This window comes from Riemerella anatipestifer (assembly GCF_009932355.1).
GTDB classification, from domain to species: Bacteria; Bacteroidota; Bacteroidia; order Flavobacteriales; family Weeksellaceae; genus Riemerella; species Riemerella anatipestifer_E.
Window position 1 is genome coordinate 20,864 of the sequence record NZ_LEKU01000014.1, and the last position, 18,867, is coordinate 39,730.

Annotated in this window: 19 protein-coding genes; 15 read left to right on the forward strand and 4 right to left on the reverse strand. The window is 34.5% G+C overall.

Translation table 11 applies throughout. From position 1 onward, the window contains the following. Positions 1–4 precede the first annotated feature (4 nt). The 13 genes from GXW81_RS05340 to GXW81_RS05400 all read left to right on the forward strand — a co-directional run bounded on the left by GXW81_RS05340 (position 5) and on the right by GXW81_RS05400 (position 11,576). Entirely contained in the window at positions 5–856 is an 852-nt protein-coding gene (locus GXW81_RS05340; protein ID WP_161531502.1) for an energy transducer TonB, read from the forward strand. A 167-nt stretch (positions 857–1,023) separates the two neighbouring features. Next, positions 1,024–1,797: a ParA family protein gene (locus GXW81_RS05345; RefSeq protein ID WP_004919110.1), complete on the forward strand. Its 774-nt coding sequence runs from the start codon at positions 1,024–1,026 to the stop codon at positions 1,795–1,797. A gap of 26 nt (positions 1,798–1,823) precedes the next feature. Next, entirely contained in the window at positions 1,824–2,714 is an 891-nt protein-coding gene (locus tag GXW81_RS05350; protein WP_161531503.1) for a ParB/RepB/Spo0J family partition protein, read from the forward strand. A gap of 4 nt (positions 2,715–2,718) precedes the next feature. Next, positions 2,719–3,315, forward strand: coding sequence for a DUF5683 domain-containing protein (locus GXW81_RS05355; protein ID WP_161531504.1), 597 nt, complete (start codon positions 2,719–2,721; stop codon positions 3,313–3,315). 13 nt (positions 3,316–3,328) lie between these two features. Then, positions 3,329–4,027 carry a 4-hydroxy-tetrahydrodipicolinate reductase gene (gene dapB / locus GXW81_RS05360; RefSeq protein ID WP_161531505.1) on the forward strand — a complete coding sequence of 233 codons (699 nt, stop codon included), beginning with the start codon at positions 3,329–3,331 and terminating at the stop codon, positions 4,025–4,027. 31 nt (positions 4,028–4,058) lie between these two features. Next, positions 4,059–5,669, forward strand: coding sequence for a signal peptidase I (lepB, locus tag GXW81_RS05365; RefSeq protein ID WP_161531506.1), 1,611 nt, complete (start codon positions 4,059–4,061; stop codon positions 5,667–5,669). Then, complete coding sequence (locus GXW81_RS05370; protein WP_161531507.1) at positions 5,670–6,278, forward strand: WbqC family protein; 609 nt, start codon at positions 5,670–5,672, stop codon at positions 6,276–6,278. Between the two features lie 56 nt (positions 6,279–6,334). Further along, positions 6,335–8,026: a S8 family serine peptidase gene (locus GXW81_RS05375; RefSeq protein WP_161531508.1), complete on the forward strand. Its 1,692-nt coding sequence runs from the start codon at positions 6,335–6,337 to the stop codon at positions 8,024–8,026. A gap of 130 nt (positions 8,027–8,156) precedes the next feature. After that, positions 8,157–8,699 (forward strand): RNA polymerase sigma factor, encoded by a 543-nt coding sequence (locus GXW81_RS05380; protein WP_161531509.1) that lies wholly within the window; start codon positions 8,157–8,159, stop codon positions 8,697–8,699. Continuing rightward, positions 8,689–9,351: a hypothetical protein gene (locus GXW81_RS05385; protein ID WP_161531510.1), complete on the forward strand. Its 663-nt coding sequence runs from the start codon at positions 8,689–8,691 to the stop codon at positions 9,349–9,351. The genes GXW81_RS05380 and GXW81_RS05385 overlap by 11 nt, the downstream gene beginning before the upstream one ends. A gap of 32 nt (positions 9,352–9,383) precedes the next feature. After that, positions 9,384–10,454, forward strand: coding sequence for a PorT family protein (locus tag GXW81_RS05390; protein WP_161531511.1), 1,071 nt, complete (start codon positions 9,384–9,386; stop codon positions 10,452–10,454). A gap of 70 nt (positions 10,455–10,524) precedes the next feature. Beyond that, positions 10,525–11,097 carry a YceI family protein gene (locus GXW81_RS05395; protein ID WP_161531512.1) on the forward strand — a complete coding sequence of 191 codons (573 nt, stop codon included), beginning with the start codon at positions 10,525–10,527 and terminating at the stop codon, positions 11,095–11,097. A gap of 191 nt (positions 11,098–11,288) precedes the next feature. Next, positions 11,289–11,576, forward strand: coding sequence for a barstar family protein (locus GXW81_RS05400; RefSeq protein WP_161531513.1), 288 nt, complete (start codon positions 11,289–11,291; stop codon positions 11,574–11,576). On the opposite strand, the gene GXW81_RS05405 is transcribed toward GXW81_RS05400, so the two are convergent. Both GXW81_RS05405 and GXW81_RS05410 read right to left on the reverse strand, forming a co-directional pair. After that, positions 11,573–12,574 (reverse strand): glycosyltransferase family 2 protein, encoded by a 1,002-nt coding sequence (locus GXW81_RS05405; RefSeq protein WP_161531514.1) that lies wholly within the window; start codon positions 12,572–12,574, stop codon positions 11,573–11,575. The two genes, GXW81_RS05400 and GXW81_RS05405, sit on opposite strands and share 4 nt — an antisense overlap. Positions 12,575–12,588: 14 nt before the next feature. Then, positions 12,589–13,746, reverse strand: coding sequence for a class I SAM-dependent RNA methyltransferase (locus GXW81_RS05410; RefSeq protein WP_161531515.1), 1,158 nt, complete (start codon positions 13,744–13,746; stop codon positions 12,589–12,591). A 169-nt stretch (positions 13,747–13,915) separates the two neighbouring features. On the opposite strand from GXW81_RS05410, the gene acs reads away from it, so the two are divergent. Both acs and GXW81_RS05420 read left to right on the forward strand, forming a co-directional pair. Then, positions 13,916–15,826 (forward strand): acetate--CoA ligase, encoded by a 1,911-nt coding sequence (gene acs / locus GXW81_RS05415; protein WP_161531516.1) that lies wholly within the window; start codon positions 13,916–13,918, stop codon positions 15,824–15,826. 33 nt (positions 15,827–15,859) lie between these two features. Continuing rightward, positions 15,860–16,618: a CPBP family intramembrane glutamic endopeptidase gene (locus tag GXW81_RS05420; RefSeq protein ID WP_161531517.1), complete on the forward strand. Its 759-nt coding sequence runs from the start codon at positions 15,860–15,862 to the stop codon at positions 16,616–16,618. Between the two features lie 186 nt (positions 16,619–16,804). Here GXW81_RS05420 and GXW81_RS05425 read toward each other — a convergent pair whose 3' ends face one another. Both GXW81_RS05425 and GXW81_RS05430 read right to left on the reverse strand, forming a co-directional pair. Beyond that, positions 16,805–18,121: a dihydrolipoamide acetyltransferase family protein gene (locus tag GXW81_RS05425; RefSeq protein ID WP_161531518.1), complete on the reverse strand. Its 1,317-nt coding sequence runs from the start codon at positions 18,119–18,121 to the stop codon at positions 16,805–16,807. Between the two features lie 83 nt (positions 18,122–18,204). Next, on the reverse strand, positions 18,205–18,858 hold the full coding sequence (locus tag GXW81_RS05430; RefSeq protein WP_161531519.1) for a protein-L-isoaspartate(D-aspartate) O-methyltransferase: 654 nt from the start codon (positions 18,856–18,858) through the stop codon (positions 18,205–18,207). Between the last annotated feature and the right edge of the window lie 9 nt (positions 18,859–18,867).

Consider the following 18,867-nt stretch of genomic DNA (forward strand, 5'->3'; position numbering starts at 1 on the left):
ACAAATGATAACTTTTTCACAAAATCAAAACGAACAGAAAGCTCTAGATGAGCTCTTATTTGCAGGTAGAAATAAAGCCTATGGAGCCTATTCTCTTAGAGCAGAAGCTGATTATTATCTTAAAAAAGCTTTATTTTCAGGAGTGGCTTTATTCGGGGTTTTCATTGGAGGGACCTATGCTTATTTGCAAACAAAAAAAGTACATATTACTACCAATAAAGGCGTAGAAATAGAGCTAAAACCTATTGCCCCTGTAATAAAAGAGGATAAAATAGTTAAACCCATCGTACCCAAAGTACAATCGGTTAAGAAAGTCGAAAAAACGGTAGAAGTTAAAACAGTGGATACTCGTGTTCCTACACCTACGGCTAATCCGCCTATAGAAACACCTTTACCAAGTATTAAAACTCTACAAACAGCTGCATCTGGTTTTGAAAATAAAGAAGGAATTATTTCTACCACTAGTATTGCACCTACCAAACCTAACATTGGAAATGGAGCTGCCACTAATAATGTAGCGCCAGAAGTAGTTAAACCCAATAATGTTATAGAAACCGTAGTGGACGAAGATGCTGTATTTATGGGAGGTATAGATTCTTTTAGAGCTAAAGTAGGTGAGAATTTTGATTATGAAGCAATGGTTGGAGAGGAAGGTCTTGTAAAGGCAATGGTAACATTTGTGGTAGAAAAAGATGGTACTATTACCAATGTAAAAGCGGAGGGGCAAAACAATATGTTTAATAAGGAAGCAGAAAAAGCCATAAAATCTGTCAGAGGTAAATGGACTCCAGCTAAAATTAAAGGAGAGGCAGTGCGTTCTTACTTCAAAATTCCTGTATCTATAAAGTTTGAATGATAAATAATTACAATTTTTGACCAATTAATTATCCACAATTACCTTAAAATTGTGGATAATTTTTTATAAGTTTAAAGCATTCATTACAAACAAATTAACATATTTTTATATTTTGAAAATTGAGACTGCATTAAAAAAATTGTATTTTTGGGACTTAAATCAAAAATATGGGTAAAATAATAGGTGTTGCTAATCAGAAAGGTGGTGTAGGGAAAACTACAACTTCCGTTAATTTGGCTGCGGCATTAGGCGTTTTGGAGAAAAAAGTTTTGATTATAGATGCAGACCCTCAGGCTAATGCCACTTCTGGGCTAGGCATAGAGGAAGTGCAATATTCTACTTACAATCTTTTGGAACATAGCGTTACCGCGAAAGAATGTATTGTACCAACTAGCTCTCCTAATTTAGACATCATTCCGTCTCACATAGATTTGGTTGCTGCAGAGATAGAACTTGTAGATAGAGACAACAGAGAGTACATGCTAAAACAAGCTCTAGAAGAAGTAAAGGACGATTATGACTACATCATTATAGATTGTGCTCCTAGCTTAGGTCTTATCACAGTTAATGCACTTACTTCCGCAGACTCTGTTATTATTCCTATACAGTGTGAGTATTATGCACTAGAAGGTTTAGGTAAACTACTTAATACCATCAAAAATGTACAAAATATACATAACCCTAATTTGGATATAGAAGGGCTTCTTTTAACAATGTACGATGGTAGACTTAGGCTGTCCAACCAAGTGGTAGAAGAGGTAAACACCCATTTCCCTGATATGGTTTTTGAAACCGTTATCAATCGTAATGTAAGACTTAGTGAAGCACCTAGTTTTGGAGAAAGTATCCTAATGTACGATGCCGAGAGTAAAGGTGCAATACAGTACATACAACTTGCTGAGGAAGTTTTACTTAAAAATGAAGAAAAAGTATCAAACTAAAAACATTAAATCTAAATCATTATTAAATGAAAGATAAAAAAAGAGCTATGGGGCGAGGTTTAGGAGCGATATTGAATGCTGAAAAAAAGGCAACCATAAACACTGCTACAGACGAAGGTGCTAAGCAGATTATGGGAAGTATCGTAGAGATTAACATAGAGGATATTTACCCCAACCCTAACCAGCCTAGAACTTACTTTGACGAAGATGCTCTTAATCAATTAGCACAATCTATTAAAAACCTAGGGGTAATACAACCTATCACGCTTAGAAAAGACGGTGCTAGATTTGAAATTATTTCAGGGGAACGAAGATATCGTGCGTCCCAAATAGCAGGATTAAAAACTATCCCTGCCTACATTCGTTTGGTAAACGACCAAGAGCTCCTAGAAATGGCTCTTGTGGAAAATATCCAAAGAGAAGATTTAGATGCTATTGAAATTGCTTTAACTTACCAAAGGTTGCTTGAGGAAATAGGTATGACACAGGAAAATCTAAGTCAGCGTATTGGTAAAGAAAGAAGTACGATTACTAATTATATCCGACTTCTAAGACTAAGCCCAGAAGTACAAGGAGCTATTAGAACAGGAGCAATTTCAGCAGGACACGGAAGAGCCATCATAAGCCTTCAAGACGAAAAGCTACAACAAGAGCTATTTGATAAAATTATCAAAGAACAGCTTAATGTCCGCCAAGCGGAAGCCGTAGCATCTGGACTAAAAAATCCTAAAGAGAAAAAAAATAAAGTAGAAAGAGAGCTTCCTAATCATTTAAAAAGAACTCAAAAATCACTTTCTGATTTGCTAGAAATCAAGGTAGATATCAAAGCCTCTGCCAACGGAAAGAAAGGAAAAATAGTTTTTGATTTCAATAATGAAGAAGAGCTAGAACGAATTTTAAATGCTTTTGAAAAATAAATTAATGTCTAAAGTTTTTAGTTTTTTAGCTTTACTATTCATTTCGCTAGGGTTAGCTCAGAACACTAATGTAGATACTCTTGGTATTTCTAAAACAGAGACTGAAGTAGTACAAGAAATAGAAAAAGCTAATGCTAATAAACCTATTCTCAAAACTTACAATCCCACACTTGCAGGGCTTTATTCTGCGGTATTACCAGGTTTAGGGCAGTATTATAACAAAAAATATTGGAAAATCCCTATTGTATGGGGTGCTGTAGGTACCAGCGTGGGCATTGCCATTTGGAATCAAAACAATTATGAACGCTACCGAAAAGCTTTTGTAGCAGAGCTTAACAATCAGCCACACGAATTTTCTGGCATTAGCGGTGTAGATGCTACCGTTCTTGGAAATACACAAGACCGAATGAAACGCCAAAGAGATTATGCCATCGCCATTTCGGCAGGAATTTATTTGCTCAATATTATTGATGCCGTTGTGGACGCTCATTTACACGAACAAAGAAACGACCCAGATTTAGCCATTGCTCCTACTCTACTCAGTGACCAATGGGGCTTACAAAACGGAAAATTAGGGTTTTCACTCAATTATAGATTTTAAAAAAACAAAACTTATGAAAATTGCACTAGTAGGATATGGTAAAATGGGGAAAATTATAGACCAAATAGCTACCAAAAGAGGACATCAAGTGGTTGCTAGGCTTAATGAATCTCCTACCCTAGAAAATCTTAATCAGCCCGATGTGGTAATAGAATTTTCTAATCCAGAAGTCGCTTTTGAAAATATCAAAACTTGTCTTGAACTTAATATTCCTGTGGTTTGTGGTACAACAGGGTGGTTAGAAAGAAAGCCTGAAATAGAAAAAATAGCAGAAGCTAACAAAACTGCATTTTTATATGGGTCTAACTTTAGTCTTGGAGTTAATCTGTTTTTTGAATTAAATGAAAGGCTAGCTCAACTAATGAATAACTTTGGAGAATATGGTTGTCAGTTAGAGGAAATTCATCACACTCACAAAAAAGATGCTCCTAGCGGAACGGCAATTACTCTAGCAGAAGGCATTATAAAACATACTGATTTTGATAGTTGGAAGTTAGATGAAACTAAAGATAAAGCCTTAGGCATTACAGCCATAAGAGAAGACGAAGTACCTGGTACTCACAGTGTATTCTATCGTTCCGAAGTTGATGAAATTGAAATAAAACATACCGCTTTTAACCGAAACGGATTTGCTCTAGGAGCTGTAATTGCTTCCGAATGGATTGTAGGCAAGCAAGGAAACTTCAGTATGAAAGATGTTCTATTTCAATAAATAACGATTAAATTCAATAAAAAATAAACCAATGGATTATATATTAAAATATACCGTTTTTGTACTCATTCTTTCTGTACTAATGGGTATTTCTACATGGAAACTGTTTAAGAAAATGGGATACAATCCTGTTTTTGCTTTTATACCATTTTATAACTACTTTATAGTTTTAAAAGAAACCGAACAGCCGAAATGGTGGGTTGTATTATCCTACTTCCCTATTGTAGGTCCTATTATGATGTCTGTTTTTCACTTACATCTTATGAAGAAATTTGGGAAAACAGATATTGTAAGTCAAATTCTTACAGTAGTATTACCGTTTATCTATATGGCAACGGTTAATTACAACCCTAAAACTGAAATTGAAGAAAAAGACACCTTCTATCTAAGTGGAGAAGAAAAGGAAGAGAAAAAAGAATCTTTCTTAGGGTCTATTACTTTCGCTGCGGTGTTTGCTACGGTAATACATACTTTTATTACTCAGCCATTTGGCATTCCTACAGGGTCTATGGAGCGTACTTTATTGGTGGGAGATTTCTTGTTTGTTAATAAACTCAACTACGGCTATAGAATGCCTATGAGACCTTTAGCTATACCATTTTTGCAAGGAACAATAATGGATACAGGAGAGCCTAAAAATCCAAAGGACGACCCTAAGTCTTATGTAGAAGCCGTTAAACTACCTTATTTTAGACTACCTGGTTGGGAGAAAGTAGAACGTAACGATATTGTGGTATTTAATTATCCGCAAGACTCTGTACATACCGCTATAGACAGAAAAGATGCCTATGTGAAAAGGTGTGTGGCTGTAGGCGGTGATGTTTTAGAGGTTAGAAAAGGGAGACTTTTCATCAATGGTAAGCCAGAGGTTATTTTAGGCGACCAAGAAAATCAAGTTTCTTATCTTGTATATACTTCTCAACAGATAGATGTTAATCAACTTTGGAATCGTTTGGGATATTTACCTTTACAGGAAGGAGCTACTGCAGATGGTTATGTTTACCATTTCCAAGGGCTTACAGATAAGTTGTTAGCAGATATTAAACAACTTCCTGAATTTGTAAAAGCGGAAGAAATACTTTCTGAAAAAGGTGAAAAAACAATTTCTTACCTTAATCCTCAACAGACTAAAATTGATACGACTAATACCATTTTCCCAATCAATAAAGATTGGAATCAGGATTGGTACGGACCTATTAGAATTCCTAAAAAAGGAGATGTAGTAAAAATCAATCAAGAAACACTTCCTGAATACCAATGGATTATTTCTAAATATGAACACAATAAACTAGAAAACAAAAACGGAAAAATCTACATCAATGGTAAAGAAGCCAATGAGTACACCATCAAACAAGATTATTACTTTATGATGGGGGATAACCGTGATGCTTCATTAGACGCAAGATTTTTCGGATTTGTGCCAGAAGAATACATCGTAGGAAAACCAATGTTTACTTGGATGAGTCTGCAAGGTGTCTTTGATGAAGGACCTAAAAAAATAAGATGGGACAGAATGTTTAAAGCTACTAATACAGGAGAAGCTAACAAAACTTCTTATTGGTGGATAGCCGCTATCATTCTTGGATTATTTTTCGGTTGGGAGTATATTTCTAAATTATTCAAAAAGAAAAAAGACGACTAGATGAAACTATTACCTTTGTTTTACCTCCCTCCTATTTCTTGGTGGTCAGAGTTTTTGTCGGAAGAACCTATAATTCTAGAACAATACGAAAACTTCCCAAAACAAACCTACAGAAATAGAGCTAACATTTACGGTGCTAATGGTAAACTATCCCTTAGCATTCCGATAAAGCATAATGGAAAAAGAGCGTTGAAAGATTTGGAGATTTCCTATGACGAAAATTGGCAGAGTCTACATTGGAAATCTATAAAAATAGCTTACCAAACTTCGCCTTATTTTGAGTTTTATGAGTCAAAGCTGGAAAAAATATTTCAATCTAAAGAAACTTATTTAAAAGATTTTAATTTAAAGGCTTTAGATATAATTCAAAATATTTTAAAGACAGATAAAACCTTTCAACTTTCCGAAAGCTACGAGAAAGAAATTGAAGGAGAAGATTATAGAGACTGTTTTTCTGCCAAGCAGCCTACTTCTTATGAAGTAAACGAATATTATCAAACCTTTTCTGATAAGTTGGGCTTTTTAGAAGATTTATCTATTTTAGATTTAATCTGTAACATTGGTCCAGAAGCCACAACTTATATCAGAAATGTTAAACTAAAAAAATAAAATGGTATAATACTTGAAAGTCGGTATTATATTAAAGTCTAAAAAAATAAAAAATAATGAAGAAAATAATGATTGCTGCTTTATTTCTAGCAGGACTGAATTTAACTTTAGCACAAGAAAAAAGAGATAAAGACGCAGAAACTTGGTATCACAAAGATTTCTCCACAACTAATGTTTATGGAGTAAATACTAACAATGCCTATAAATTTTTAGAATCTAAAGGTTTAAAGCCTAAAACTGTGGTTGTAGGTGTATTAGATAGTGGCGTAGAAGTAGACCACCCAGGATTGGCAAAAAATATGTGGAAAAACCCTAATGAAGTTCCTAATAATGGGATAGATGATGATGGTAATGGCTACATAGACGATATCCACGGTTGGAATTTTATGGGAGGAAAGACAGCCGATGTAGATGTAGATAACCTAGAAGTAACTAGAGTGGTTAAGAAATACAAGCCTATCTTTGAAGGCGATGACTCTTCTAAAAACAAAGCTAATCAAGCTCAAATGCCTGAAGAGTTTGAAATGTATATGAAATCCAAAGAGATTTTCAATAAAAAAGGAATTGAAGCTCAACAAAGTTTCCAATATTACTCTCAGTTTAAATCTAGAATTTCTGCCATTGCTAAAGTTCTAGGAGATAAAACTTTAACTGCAGAAAATTTAGCTACTATAAAACCTACTTCTCAAGAGGAAGCAATGTATTTACAGATACTCAACCAAATGGCAGCATCTAAAGAAATGCAAGGCAAAACTTCTAAAGAAGTAGAAGAAACTTTAAGCAAAGAGATTAACGATGCTTTAAAGCATTTTGAAACGCAGGCCACCAAGCAATATAATCTAGATTTTGATACAAGACAAGAAATCGTAGGAGATAACTACGAAGACTATTCTGAAAAATACTACGGTAACAACCATTACGAAGGTCCAGATGCTCAGCACGGAACTCACGTGGCTGGTATTATTGCTGGATATCCTCATGGTAAAGAAGTGCAGTATGGTGTAGCATCTAAAGTAGCTAAGATAATGACCGTAAGAGCGGTACCAGACGGAGACGAAAGAGATAAAGATGTGGCTAATGCTATTAGATACGCTGTAGATAATGGAGCTAAAATCTTAAATATGAGCTTTGGGAAACCTGTTTCTCCAGGTAAGAAATATGTTTGGGACGCCTTTAAATATGCTCAAGAAAAAGGAGTACTCCTTGTAAAAGCTGCAGGTAATGATAACGAAAATATAGAAGAAAATGTGTACTACCCTACTAACTTCTACAAACCAACTGATGAAAAACCTTTCATAAACAATATGATAGTAGTTGGAGCTAGTACAAATGACAATGAGTTTCTAAGAGCTGGTTTCTCTAACTATAATGGTAAAATGGTAGATGTATTTGCTCCTGGAGATAAAATCTACTCTACCGTTCCAGATGGTAAATACGAATATCTACAAGGAACTTCTATGGCTTCGCCAGTAGTAGCAGGCGCAGCAACGGTACTTTTAGCTTATATGCCTAACCTTACTCCAGAGCAGATTATAGAGTCATTAGTAAAAACAGCTAATAAATCTACTGTAAATGCTATGATTAACTCAAATACTAACAATCGTTTTGATTTAATTTCTAGAGCTGGTGGTGTTATAGATACTTACAAAGCAGCAGAATATGCTTACAATAATTTCTACAAAGCTACCCAAAAATCAGAAACTACAAAAGCAACTAAAACAACTACAAAAAAGAGAGTGAGAAAATAATATTTTCTTAGTTTTACTTTAACCAATAGAAGTCATCAAAATATTTTGATGACTTTTTTTATTTTTAATTTTCAGATGAGGCAACCTTTTTATTATTTTGCCGTCTTATGAATAGAAGAAACCAATCACCGTGATTTCAAAAGAGATTTTTAACTTATTAAAACAAAATAACCGACTCGCACAAAAGCAAGTTTATGATGCTTTTTCGGGTAAAATGTTAGCCATAGCAAAATCTTATACTAATAATCTATCCGATGCGGAAGATGCTTTATTAAAGGCTTTTTATACTGTTTTTACAAAAATAGACACTTGTAAAGGGGCAGAGTTTTTCACCTTTTGGTTAAGAAGAATTGTTATAAATGAAGCCATTAGCATCGTACGAAAACAGAAGCACATTTTATACATAGAAAAAGACATAAATGATGACCTACAAGACGAACCAGAAGATACAGAAACACAAAATCATTTATTGGATATTCCGATAGAAGAGTTGTTATCAGAAATGCCATTGGGCTATAAACTTGTATTTAACCTGTATGTATTTGAAGAAAAAAAACACTCCGAAATTGCAGAAATCCTCAATATAAAAGAAGGAACTAGCAAAAGTCAATTTAATAAAGCTAAAAAGTGGCTCAAAGAATTCATCACTCAAAAACAATCTTATGGAAAATAAAAATTTAAAGCATAGCTACGAAAACCTTTCCGAAAAGCCTTCTCCTATGCTATGGGAAAAGCTAGAAGAAAAATTAGAAACAAACGAAAAAGTGACTCCTATTTTCAGCATCAAAAAAATAATGAGATATGCTGCTGTATTTTTGGCTTTAGTTAGCCTTGGAGGTTTATTATGGAAATTAAATATACCTAGCATTCCCGAACATAGCAATGCTATTGTTTCTAATCAAACTACCACTACAAAAACACCAGTGGAAAGCACTACCAAAAATATTATTTCACAAGAAACTTTACCCGTAGAAAAAAAGAATGAAACAGAAATTAAACCTCAATTAAAAGTAGAAAAAAATAATTATCAAGCTATTGCTAAAAATAACCATACAAACAAAGACAGCCTAAGAATTAAAGATTTAGAAAATTCTGAAATCTTAGCTAAATCATCTGAAGAAAAAAAGGAAGAAACTTATGTAACAGCTGACCAATTGCTCTTTGGTAGAGAAATAGACAAAGAAAAGAGAAATCAATCAGAAAGTAAATCTAAACTTGGAAAAGTAGATAAAAAGGAAGCTAAAGAAAATACGTTCCCTATTGAAATTAAAGAACCCAAAGAAGTGGAAGTTCTCGGTGTAAAAGTATATTCAAAAGAAAAATAATATATAGAATTAGATTAAAAACTTATCACATTATGAAAACTCAAATTTTATTGTTCAGCACCATGGTATTCGCTATGATGGTATCTGCCCAAGAAAACAAGCTTAAAACTTATAGCAAAAAGGTGGACAGTATTGTACTATCAGAAAAACAGCTTATGAATAAAGAAATAGATTCTTTGGAAGTTCTTTATTCTGATAAAAAGCTTTCACACGAAAACCTTTTAAACCAAAAGTCAGAAATTGCTCGTAAGTACGAACAACGCATTAACACCAAAATCCAAGAAGAGAAAAAAACTCTAGAAGAATTCACCAAAGAACAGGTAAGACACAGAGTACTTTCTCCCGAAAATGATACTATAAGAGGGTTTTTCGTTATAAGAAAAAACAGCATCGATATTAGATCTAGCAAAAAGAAAACCCCAGCTTCATTGCTTAAAAAATCTGGGCTATCTGTCTCCTACGCCTTTCTCAACTTAACTGAAAATGCAGGAAGCCTTAATCCGTTTGAAACAGCCTCTAATATGCGTATAGGCAACTCACATAGTTTTGAGGTACAAGCTAGAAAGGAAAGACAAATAGGCAATACCATCAGTCCGTTATTCATCCGCTACGGATTAGCGTATAGATCAGACACCTATATGCCAAAACGCCCTTTGGTTTTTCAACAAGAAAATAGACACCTCCAACTATCAGAATTCCAAGAAGGCTCTTTAAAGCGCTCTAAACTTCGCCATGTCTATCTTACATTTCCTATAGAGTTTCAGTATGTGCTGAACCCTAGCTATACGGAATACAAGGGGAAATCTTATCTAGATAATAGCAAAAAACAATGGCGTATAGGCTTTGGAGCTTACGGAGGTATCAACCTAAGAAGTTTAATTAAAGTGAAATATTACAACGAAGGCGGAAAGTTCAAAAAATACCAAAACAAAATAGATTATGGTGTAAATTCGTTTCTATTTGGAGCTAAATTCAGTGTAAGCTACGGAGGGTTTAATCTATTCATCAAAAAAGACTTCACTCCAATATTCAACGATGAAGCTCTTATCCCTTCTAAAAACGGAATACAAATTGGATTGGATATTATGAACCTTAATTTCTAAATTCCTTAACATAGATCAATAATTTAGAATTAGAATAAATGTATATTTGCACTAGTAAAATAATTAAACAATGAAAAAAATAGCATTATTATTCGTTATGGTAGGTGGGCTACTTACAGCTCAGACCAAAAATCTAAAAGTAGAAAAAGCCAATATTAACTGGTGGGGTTATAAGGTAATGAAATCCGACGCTTCCTCTCATAATGGGACATTAGGAGTAAAAAATGGCACTGTAGTTTTAAAAAATAACCAGTTAGCTGGAGGTACTTTCCTTTTGGATATGACGAGCATCAACGCCACAGACCTCACAGGAGAGTATCAAACAAAACTCAATAATCATCTTAAAAATGGAGATTTTTTTGAGGTAGAGAAATATCCTACGGGAAGCTTTAAAATCACCTCTCTTAAAAAAACAGGAAAAGCAGATTACAACTACCTTATTACAGGGGCACTTACTATAAAGGGCAAAACCAATACCGTAACTTTCCCTGCAAAAATAGATGTAAACAAAGGAGAAGTTACCTTAACTTCGGATAAATTCTCTATTGATAGACAAAAATGGGGTATTGTTTACCAATCTACTATGAAAGATGTAGTCATTAAAGACAATATGGATTTACAAGTAAGTTTTACTGCTAAGTAAATAACTCTAACATTGAGCATAAAAAATAATAAGTTGGATTTTTATCAAGTCCAACTTATTTATTTTATAAATAATTCAGTTCTTTCACTTTGGTTTCAGAAAATTCCCCTGATTTATACTGAATTAAATAACTCCAAAATACACACAATTTTAGTACCTTTGTCGTATTATTTTTTAAGCTTAGAATGGTTATGCAAACTGTATATATAGATTTTTTTAATATTGGCGATGAGGAAGATTTTTATTCTCAATTAAAAGAAAAATTATCTCTTCCCGATTATTTCGGAAATAATCTAGATGCTCTCTACGACTCCATTAGTGGAGATATAGAACTTCCTCTACACCTAGAATTTGTAAATATGACTGTAGAGCAACTGGAAGATTTTGAAGACCTCTTGGCTACCCTTGAAGAAGCTGATGAGGAGATAGATGGTTTTAGTTTTTCCTACTATCTTGAGCAATACGAAGACGAAGATTAAAATCTATGAAAATGGCTTGGGAACGCTTCTTTAGGGTCTTGTTTTAGAACATTTAGCTTTACCCAAGACTTAAGAAAACCATATCCATACGAAAACATTTGCACATAGGTTGCCATAACTGCCATTATAGCAATACTGATATTTTTAGTTTTTATAAGTGCGTGTATCCAAACTACAAAAGTATATAAGCCGTAAAGCCCGAGTAATAAGCCATTATGCCAAATAAAATAATGTAAAAATCCTATAATATAGCCTATCAAAAACAAACTAGGAAACCAAAAAGTAGGCTTTACATATTTAGGATGTCTTTGGTTGAGAATAGGACGAGCAATCCCAAACTGATAGACCTGTTTTGAGAATTTACCTAAATCGGTTCTGCGTTTATGATACACCCCAATACTATCAAAAAAAGCCGTTTTACAGCCTGCCTCCCATAACGACATAGACAGGTCCGGGTCTTCTCCTATACGCATTTCAGAAAAACCTCCTACCTGCTCAAAAGCTGATTTTTTAACACCCATATTAAAACTTCTCGGCTGAAATCGTGATACCGCTTTTTTACTACCTCTAATCCCTCCTGTTGTAAAAACGGAAGTCATAGAATAAGAAATGGCTTTCTGCATAAGGTTAAATCCTCTATGGGCTTTATCCGCCCCACCAAAGGCATCACAAGACGTTTTAGAAATATTATTTTTTATTTCTTCTATATAGTTATTTTCCACAATCACATCACTATCTACAAATACCAGCCAATCGCCTGTGGCACGCCTTGCACCGTAGTTTCTTGTTAAACCAGGACCAGAGTTTTCTTTCCTAAAAAACTGAATGTTCAGCATTTCCTCAAATAATGCTATTGTAGGTCGTAAATCTACAACTGAACCATCATCTACTACAATCACCTCAAACGCTTTATCCGTCTGACTAGATAGGGAATTTAACAATTCAAAAAGTTCGTCTTTCCTATTATAGATAGCAATAATGATAGAAATACTAGGCATAAAATAAAGAGTATTTAGTTTTGATTTTTGGCTTTTTTACTTCCTTCATACATTTCGTATTGCAGGAATCTGGTTTCCAACTTACCGTTATATAATTTTATTTTTCGGCTAGGTCTTAACCCAAGTTTTTTAACCGCTTCTAAATCTGAACTAATAAGCCACGCCAAAGTATTAGGATAACTTTGTTTAAAGGTATCTCCTATTTTTTTGTAAAATGCTTCATCATTGATACTAATTCGCTCGTCATAAGGTGGATTAAATACCATTAAAAGCGGAAAATGCTCTTTTTCTGACTCAAAGAAATTTTGTTTCTTTAGTTCAATCACATCTTCCAGCTCTGCGGTTTCAATATTAGTTCTTACCACAGCTAAAGCTTTTGGGTCTATATCATAACCTATGATTTTCCCCATAAACTCTTTTATCCTATTGATTCTAAATTCTTTTATCTTAATAAAAAGTTCTTCATCGTAATTTCTCCAATTTTGGAATGCGAATTTTTTTCTAAAAAGTTGAGCTGGTAAATCCATTGCCATCATAGCAGCTTCTATCAGCAATGTACCACTACCACACATAGGGTCTAAAAAATTACCTTTGCCGTCCCAACCTGCCAAATGTAGCATTCCAGATGCCAATACTTCGTTAATTGGTGCTACACCTTGCTCCTTTCTGTAGCCTCTTTTAAAGAGAGGGTCGCCAGAAGAATCCAAAGAAATCACCACCATATCTCTATCAATATGTAGATGGAATTTAATATCAGGGTTTTTCGGAGCTACATCTGGGCGTTTATGATATTTATGCTGAAAGTAATCCACTATGGCATCTTTCATCTTAAGAGTCATAAAATGGGAATGGGTAAACCTTTCCGAATGCACCGTAGCATCTATGGCAAAGGTTTGGTTCAAATTCATAAATTCGTCCCAAGGAAAGCGAGATAATTTATCGTAAAACTTTTGCTCATTATAAGCCTTAAACTCCAAGATAGGTACTAAAACTTTAACTCCTGTACGCAAGGCATAGTTAATCTTATAGAGAAACCCCAAATCGCCTACGCAATTTACCGCTCTATTTTTAGTTTCAACCTCTCTCCCACCGAGCTTTTTTACCTCTTCCGTTAGAACTTCTTCTAATCCGTAAAAAGTTTTAATACTTATCTTTAAATTATCCCAATTCATCTCTCTTAAAATATCTGTGCTACAAAGATACTAAAAGCGATTCTATTTGTTTAAAGTTAAAACGGCTCCACTTACATTTATTACAGTTTAATATTTTTTAATTATATTAGTGAACTCATAAACACAATTAGTAAATAATTTTATAATAAACCTAACAAAAGTAAAGTATATGAAAAATTATGTTATTGAAAATCTACCCGACTATTTCAAGCAGTATAAAAAATCTATAAAAAATCCTAAAAAGTTTTGGGATAAAGTAGCCGATGAAAATTTTGTTTGGTATCAAAGATGGAGCAAAGTCGTAGAGTACGATATGCATGAGGCTAAAATAAAATGGTTTAAAAATGCTAAACTCAACATTACCAAAAACTGTATCGACCGACACCTTGCCGAAAGAGGCGATAAAAACGCCATTATTTGGGAACCGAACAATCCTGAGGAAGCTACGCAATACATCACCTACAATGATTTGTATGAGAGAGTGGGCAAAATGGCCAATGTTCTTAGAGCCCAAGGCATACAGAAAGGAGACAGAGTATGTATTTACCTCCCTATGATTCCAGAATTAGCCGTTGCTATGTTAGCCTGTGCTAGAATAGGAGCTATACATTCGGTTATTTTTGCAGGATTTTCAGCTTCTGCCATAGCTTCTAGAGTTAACGATTGTGAAGCTAAAATGATTATCTGTTCCGATGGAAGTTATAGAGGTAGTAAAGTGTTAGACTTAAAATCTATCGTAGATGAAGCCATGGAGCAAACACCTTCTGTTGAAAAAATTCTTGTAGTGAAAAGAACTCATAACTCTATCAACATGAAAGAAGGAAGAGACCTTTGGTTAGAACCTCTGTACAACGCTACTCCTGTGGACAATATTCCTCAAATTATGGATGCTGAAGACCCTCTTTTTATCCTCTACACTTCAGGTTCTACGGGAAAGCCTAAAGGTATGCTACATACCTGTGCTGGTTATATGGTTTATGCTGCTTATACCTTTAAAAATGTATTTAACTACAAAGAAAACGACATCTATTGGTGTACCGCCGATATAGGTTGGATTACAGGGCATTCCTATATTTTATATGGTCCTTTAGCTAATGGGGCTACAACTGTCATTTTCGAAGGTGTACCTACCTATCCACAACCTGACCGATTTTGGGAAGTTATAGAAAAACATAAAGTTACTCAATTTTATACTGCCCCCACCGCTATCCGTTCTTTGGCGAAGGAATCTTCGGACTGGGTAGAAAAACACGATTTATCTAGCTTACGAGTAATTGGTTCCGTAGGTGAACCCATTAACGACGAGGCTTGGCATTGGTACAACGACCATGTAGGTAAGAAAAAATGCCCTATTGTAGACACTTGGTGGCAAACTGAAACGGGTGGAATTATGATTGCTCCTATTCCTTTTATCACTCCTACTAAGCCTACTTATGCTACCTTACCTCTACCGGGAATACAGCCTGTACTCATGGACGATAAGAGAAACGAAATCACCGCAAACCAAGTTGATGGTAGTTTGTGTATTAGATTCCCTTGGCCAGGTATAGCACGAAGTATTTGGGGCGACCACGAGAGATACAAACAGACCTATTTTTCAGCTTTCCCAGGTAAATATTTTACTGGAGATGGAGCTTTAAGAGACGAGGTAGGCTATTACAGAATTACAGGGCGTGTAGATGATGTTATTATAGTATCTGGACATAACTTAGGTACTGCACCAATAGAAGATAGTATTAACATACACCCTGCCGTGGCAGAGTCAGCTATTGTAGGTTATCCTCACGAGGTTAAAGGAAACGCCTTGTACGGTTTTGTGATTCTAAAAGATACTGGAGAAAGTAGAGATAAAGAAAATCTAAGAAAAGAAATCAATCATCTGATAGCAGATACCATAGGTCCTATAGCTAAGTTAGATAAAATTCAGTTTGTATCTGCCTTACCTAAAACAAGAAGTGGAAAGATTATGCGTAGAATTTTAAGGAAAATAGCCGAAGGTGATTTTAGTAATTTTGGGGACACATCTACTTTATTAAACCCCGAAATTATAAATGAGATTAAAGACCAGCGTATTGATTAGTCCATTTTCTAAAAACTTTCAAAAGCTGAATAAATGAAAAAACAGAACATAGAATTAGGGTTAATTCTATTATGTTTAGGAATGATAGGGGTATTTTCAATTCTCACAATGGAAATACCCTTACCTCCTGAAGCAGAAGTAATACTACGTAAGAGTTTTAGTCCACTACAAATAAAAATACTTGCATTAGTAAACCCCACTATAATGCTCATTGTTGCTGTGGTTCTAGGAACTATTCTCCATCAAAAGGTAAATCTAAAAGTTCCCATTATTGAACACATAGTCGAAATTAAAAGTCATCAGCTCCCCAATCTCCAAAATATTCTAAAATATGGTATTTTAGGTGGTATCCTATCAGGAGTTTTATTAAGCCTTACAGGAATTATATTTAAGCCAATGCTTCCGAAAGAATTTATAGTCTTAGGAGAAACTCTGCAACCCACCCTAACTGCTAGATTTCTGTACGGCGGACTAACCGAAGAAATCTTAATGCGATTCGGTGTGATGACTTTCGTTACTTGGATTGCTTCCAAAATACTTAATGGAACTCAACCTATTGTGTATTGGATTGGTATTATTATAGCATCGGTTATTTTTGCTATTGGTCACTTCCCTATTACCTATCAAGCCGTGGAAAACCCTTCTTTTGGATTATTAAGTTATGTATTTATTGGGAATTCAGTTGGAGGCATAATATTTGGTTGGCTATATTGGAAGAAGGGATTAGAAAGCGCCTTTATTGCTCATATATGTACCCATATTATTATGATAATAGTAGAGAGAATGATATAAAAAAGCACAAATGACATCTAAGAACAATTTTATAGAAATCTTCAAATGTAATTCTGAATATTAAAAAGTCTATAGCCTGTGTGATTATTAGATATAAATATATATAAATTTAACTCTAACTTATAAAAAAGCTACCTCAATTTTGAGATAGCTTTTTTTAGTATTTAATCTTAGAAAATTTTACAATTAAATTTCTGTATCCAAATCCCAATTCTCTAGATAATCGTGAACCGCTTTTAAGAACATTCCACCTAAAGAACCATCTACCACACGGTGGTCATAAGAGTGACTCATAAACATTTTCTGTCTAATCGCAATTACATCGCCCTCTGGAGTTTCTAGTACCGCAGGTTTTTTAACAATAGCTCCTACTGCCAAAATAGCCACCTGAGGCAAAGGAATAATTGGTGTACCCATTAAATTGCCAAAAGAACCAATATTAGAAATAGTATAAGTAGCGCCTTGAGTATCTTCTGGTTTTAGTTTTTTGTTTCTCGCACGATGAGCCAAATCATTGATAGCTTTAGCCAAACCACTCAACGATAATTGGTCTGCGTTTTTAATTACAGGCACAATAAGATTTCCGTCTGGTAAAGCTGTTGCCATACCTATATTGATATTTTTTTTCTTAATGATTTTGTCTCCATCTACAGAAACATTTATCATTGGATAATCCTGAATAGCCTTCACTACCGCTCTTACAAAAATAGGCATAAATGTAAGCTTTTCGCCTTCTCTCTGTTGGAAAACATTCTTATACTTATTTCTCCATTTCACCACATTGGTAACATCACTCTCTATAAATGAGCTTACATGAGGAGCCGTGTGCTTACTACGCACCATAGAATCAGCAATAATTTTTCTAACTCTATCCATTTGTATCACTTCATCTCCCTCAGAAGTACTTACAGGTACAGAAGCCACCGCAGACGCACTACTAGGTGCTACCACCTGAGGTACTTCCGGTTTCTTAACAGGTGAAGAAGATTGACCTCTATTCTCCACATATTTTAATATATCTTCTTTGGTAATTCTACCTTCTAGACCTGTACCTTGTATAGTTTTTAATTCAGCTTCTGAAATATTTTCTTCCTGAGCAATAGATTTCACTAAAGGCGACAAATATAAATCTCCTGAAAATTCTACCTTAGACTCATTTAAAGGTGCTTCTATTGTTTTTATAACATCAGCACTAGGAACTTCTTCTACAGTTTCAACGACTTTTGGCGCTTCTTGTGTAGTATCTGATACTGCACTTCCTCCTTCTGTTTCTAATATCGCAATAGCCTCTCCTACTTGTGCTACTTCGTCTTTTTGTTTTAAAATTTTAACAATCTTCCCCGAAACAGGAGTAGGTACATCTGAATCTACTTTGTCTGTTGCTATTTCCACTACACTATCGTCCTCGTTTACGAAGTCACCCTCGTCAAATAGCCAAGAAATAATAGTTGCTTCCATAACGCCTTCTCCCATTGAAGGAAGTAATAATTTATATTCTGCCATTGTTTTATTGGTTTTTAGCAAAGATAATGTTTTTTTAAACTCTCACACGAATTTCATCGTTCAATTTTTCAACGATAGCCTATTTAAACGCCATCTGTATCTCCCAACATTGGAACAAACTTATACACTCCAAAAGTTTCCTTTTCTATTTCTGTTTCAGAAATTTTGGTAAATCTATAAAGTATCTGCTCTTCTAAAGCCCCTAGCGGAATGACCATTTTTCCACCTACTTTAAGTTGCTTTAATAACTCTACAGGCAAAGTTTCAGCTCCGCAGGTTACAATAATTTTATCAAACGGAGCAAAAGTAGGCAACCCTAAAAAACCATCTCCAAAACTTTGAAAATGTGGACGAAGCCCCAAAATTTTAAACATCTTTTTAGAAAAATCAAATAGCTTTTTCTGTCTTTCAATAGTGTAAACTTTCGCTCCCATCACCATAAGAACCGCTGTTTGATAGCCGCTACCTGTGCCTATTTCTAATATTTTTTCTCCTTTTTCTACCTGTAATAATTCGGTTTGTTCCGCCACAGTAGAAGGGTGAGAAATCGTCTGATGTGCAGCAATAGGAAAAGCTCTATCTTCGTAAGCATAATCCTCAAAAACACTTTCCATAAAAAAATGACGAGGCAATGCTCCTATCGCTGATAGTACATTTTCATCACAAATACCCAGTTTTTCTCTTAGATATTCTACCAGTATTTTTCGTTTTCCCTTATGTACAAATGTGTCTTTCATTTTATTCTT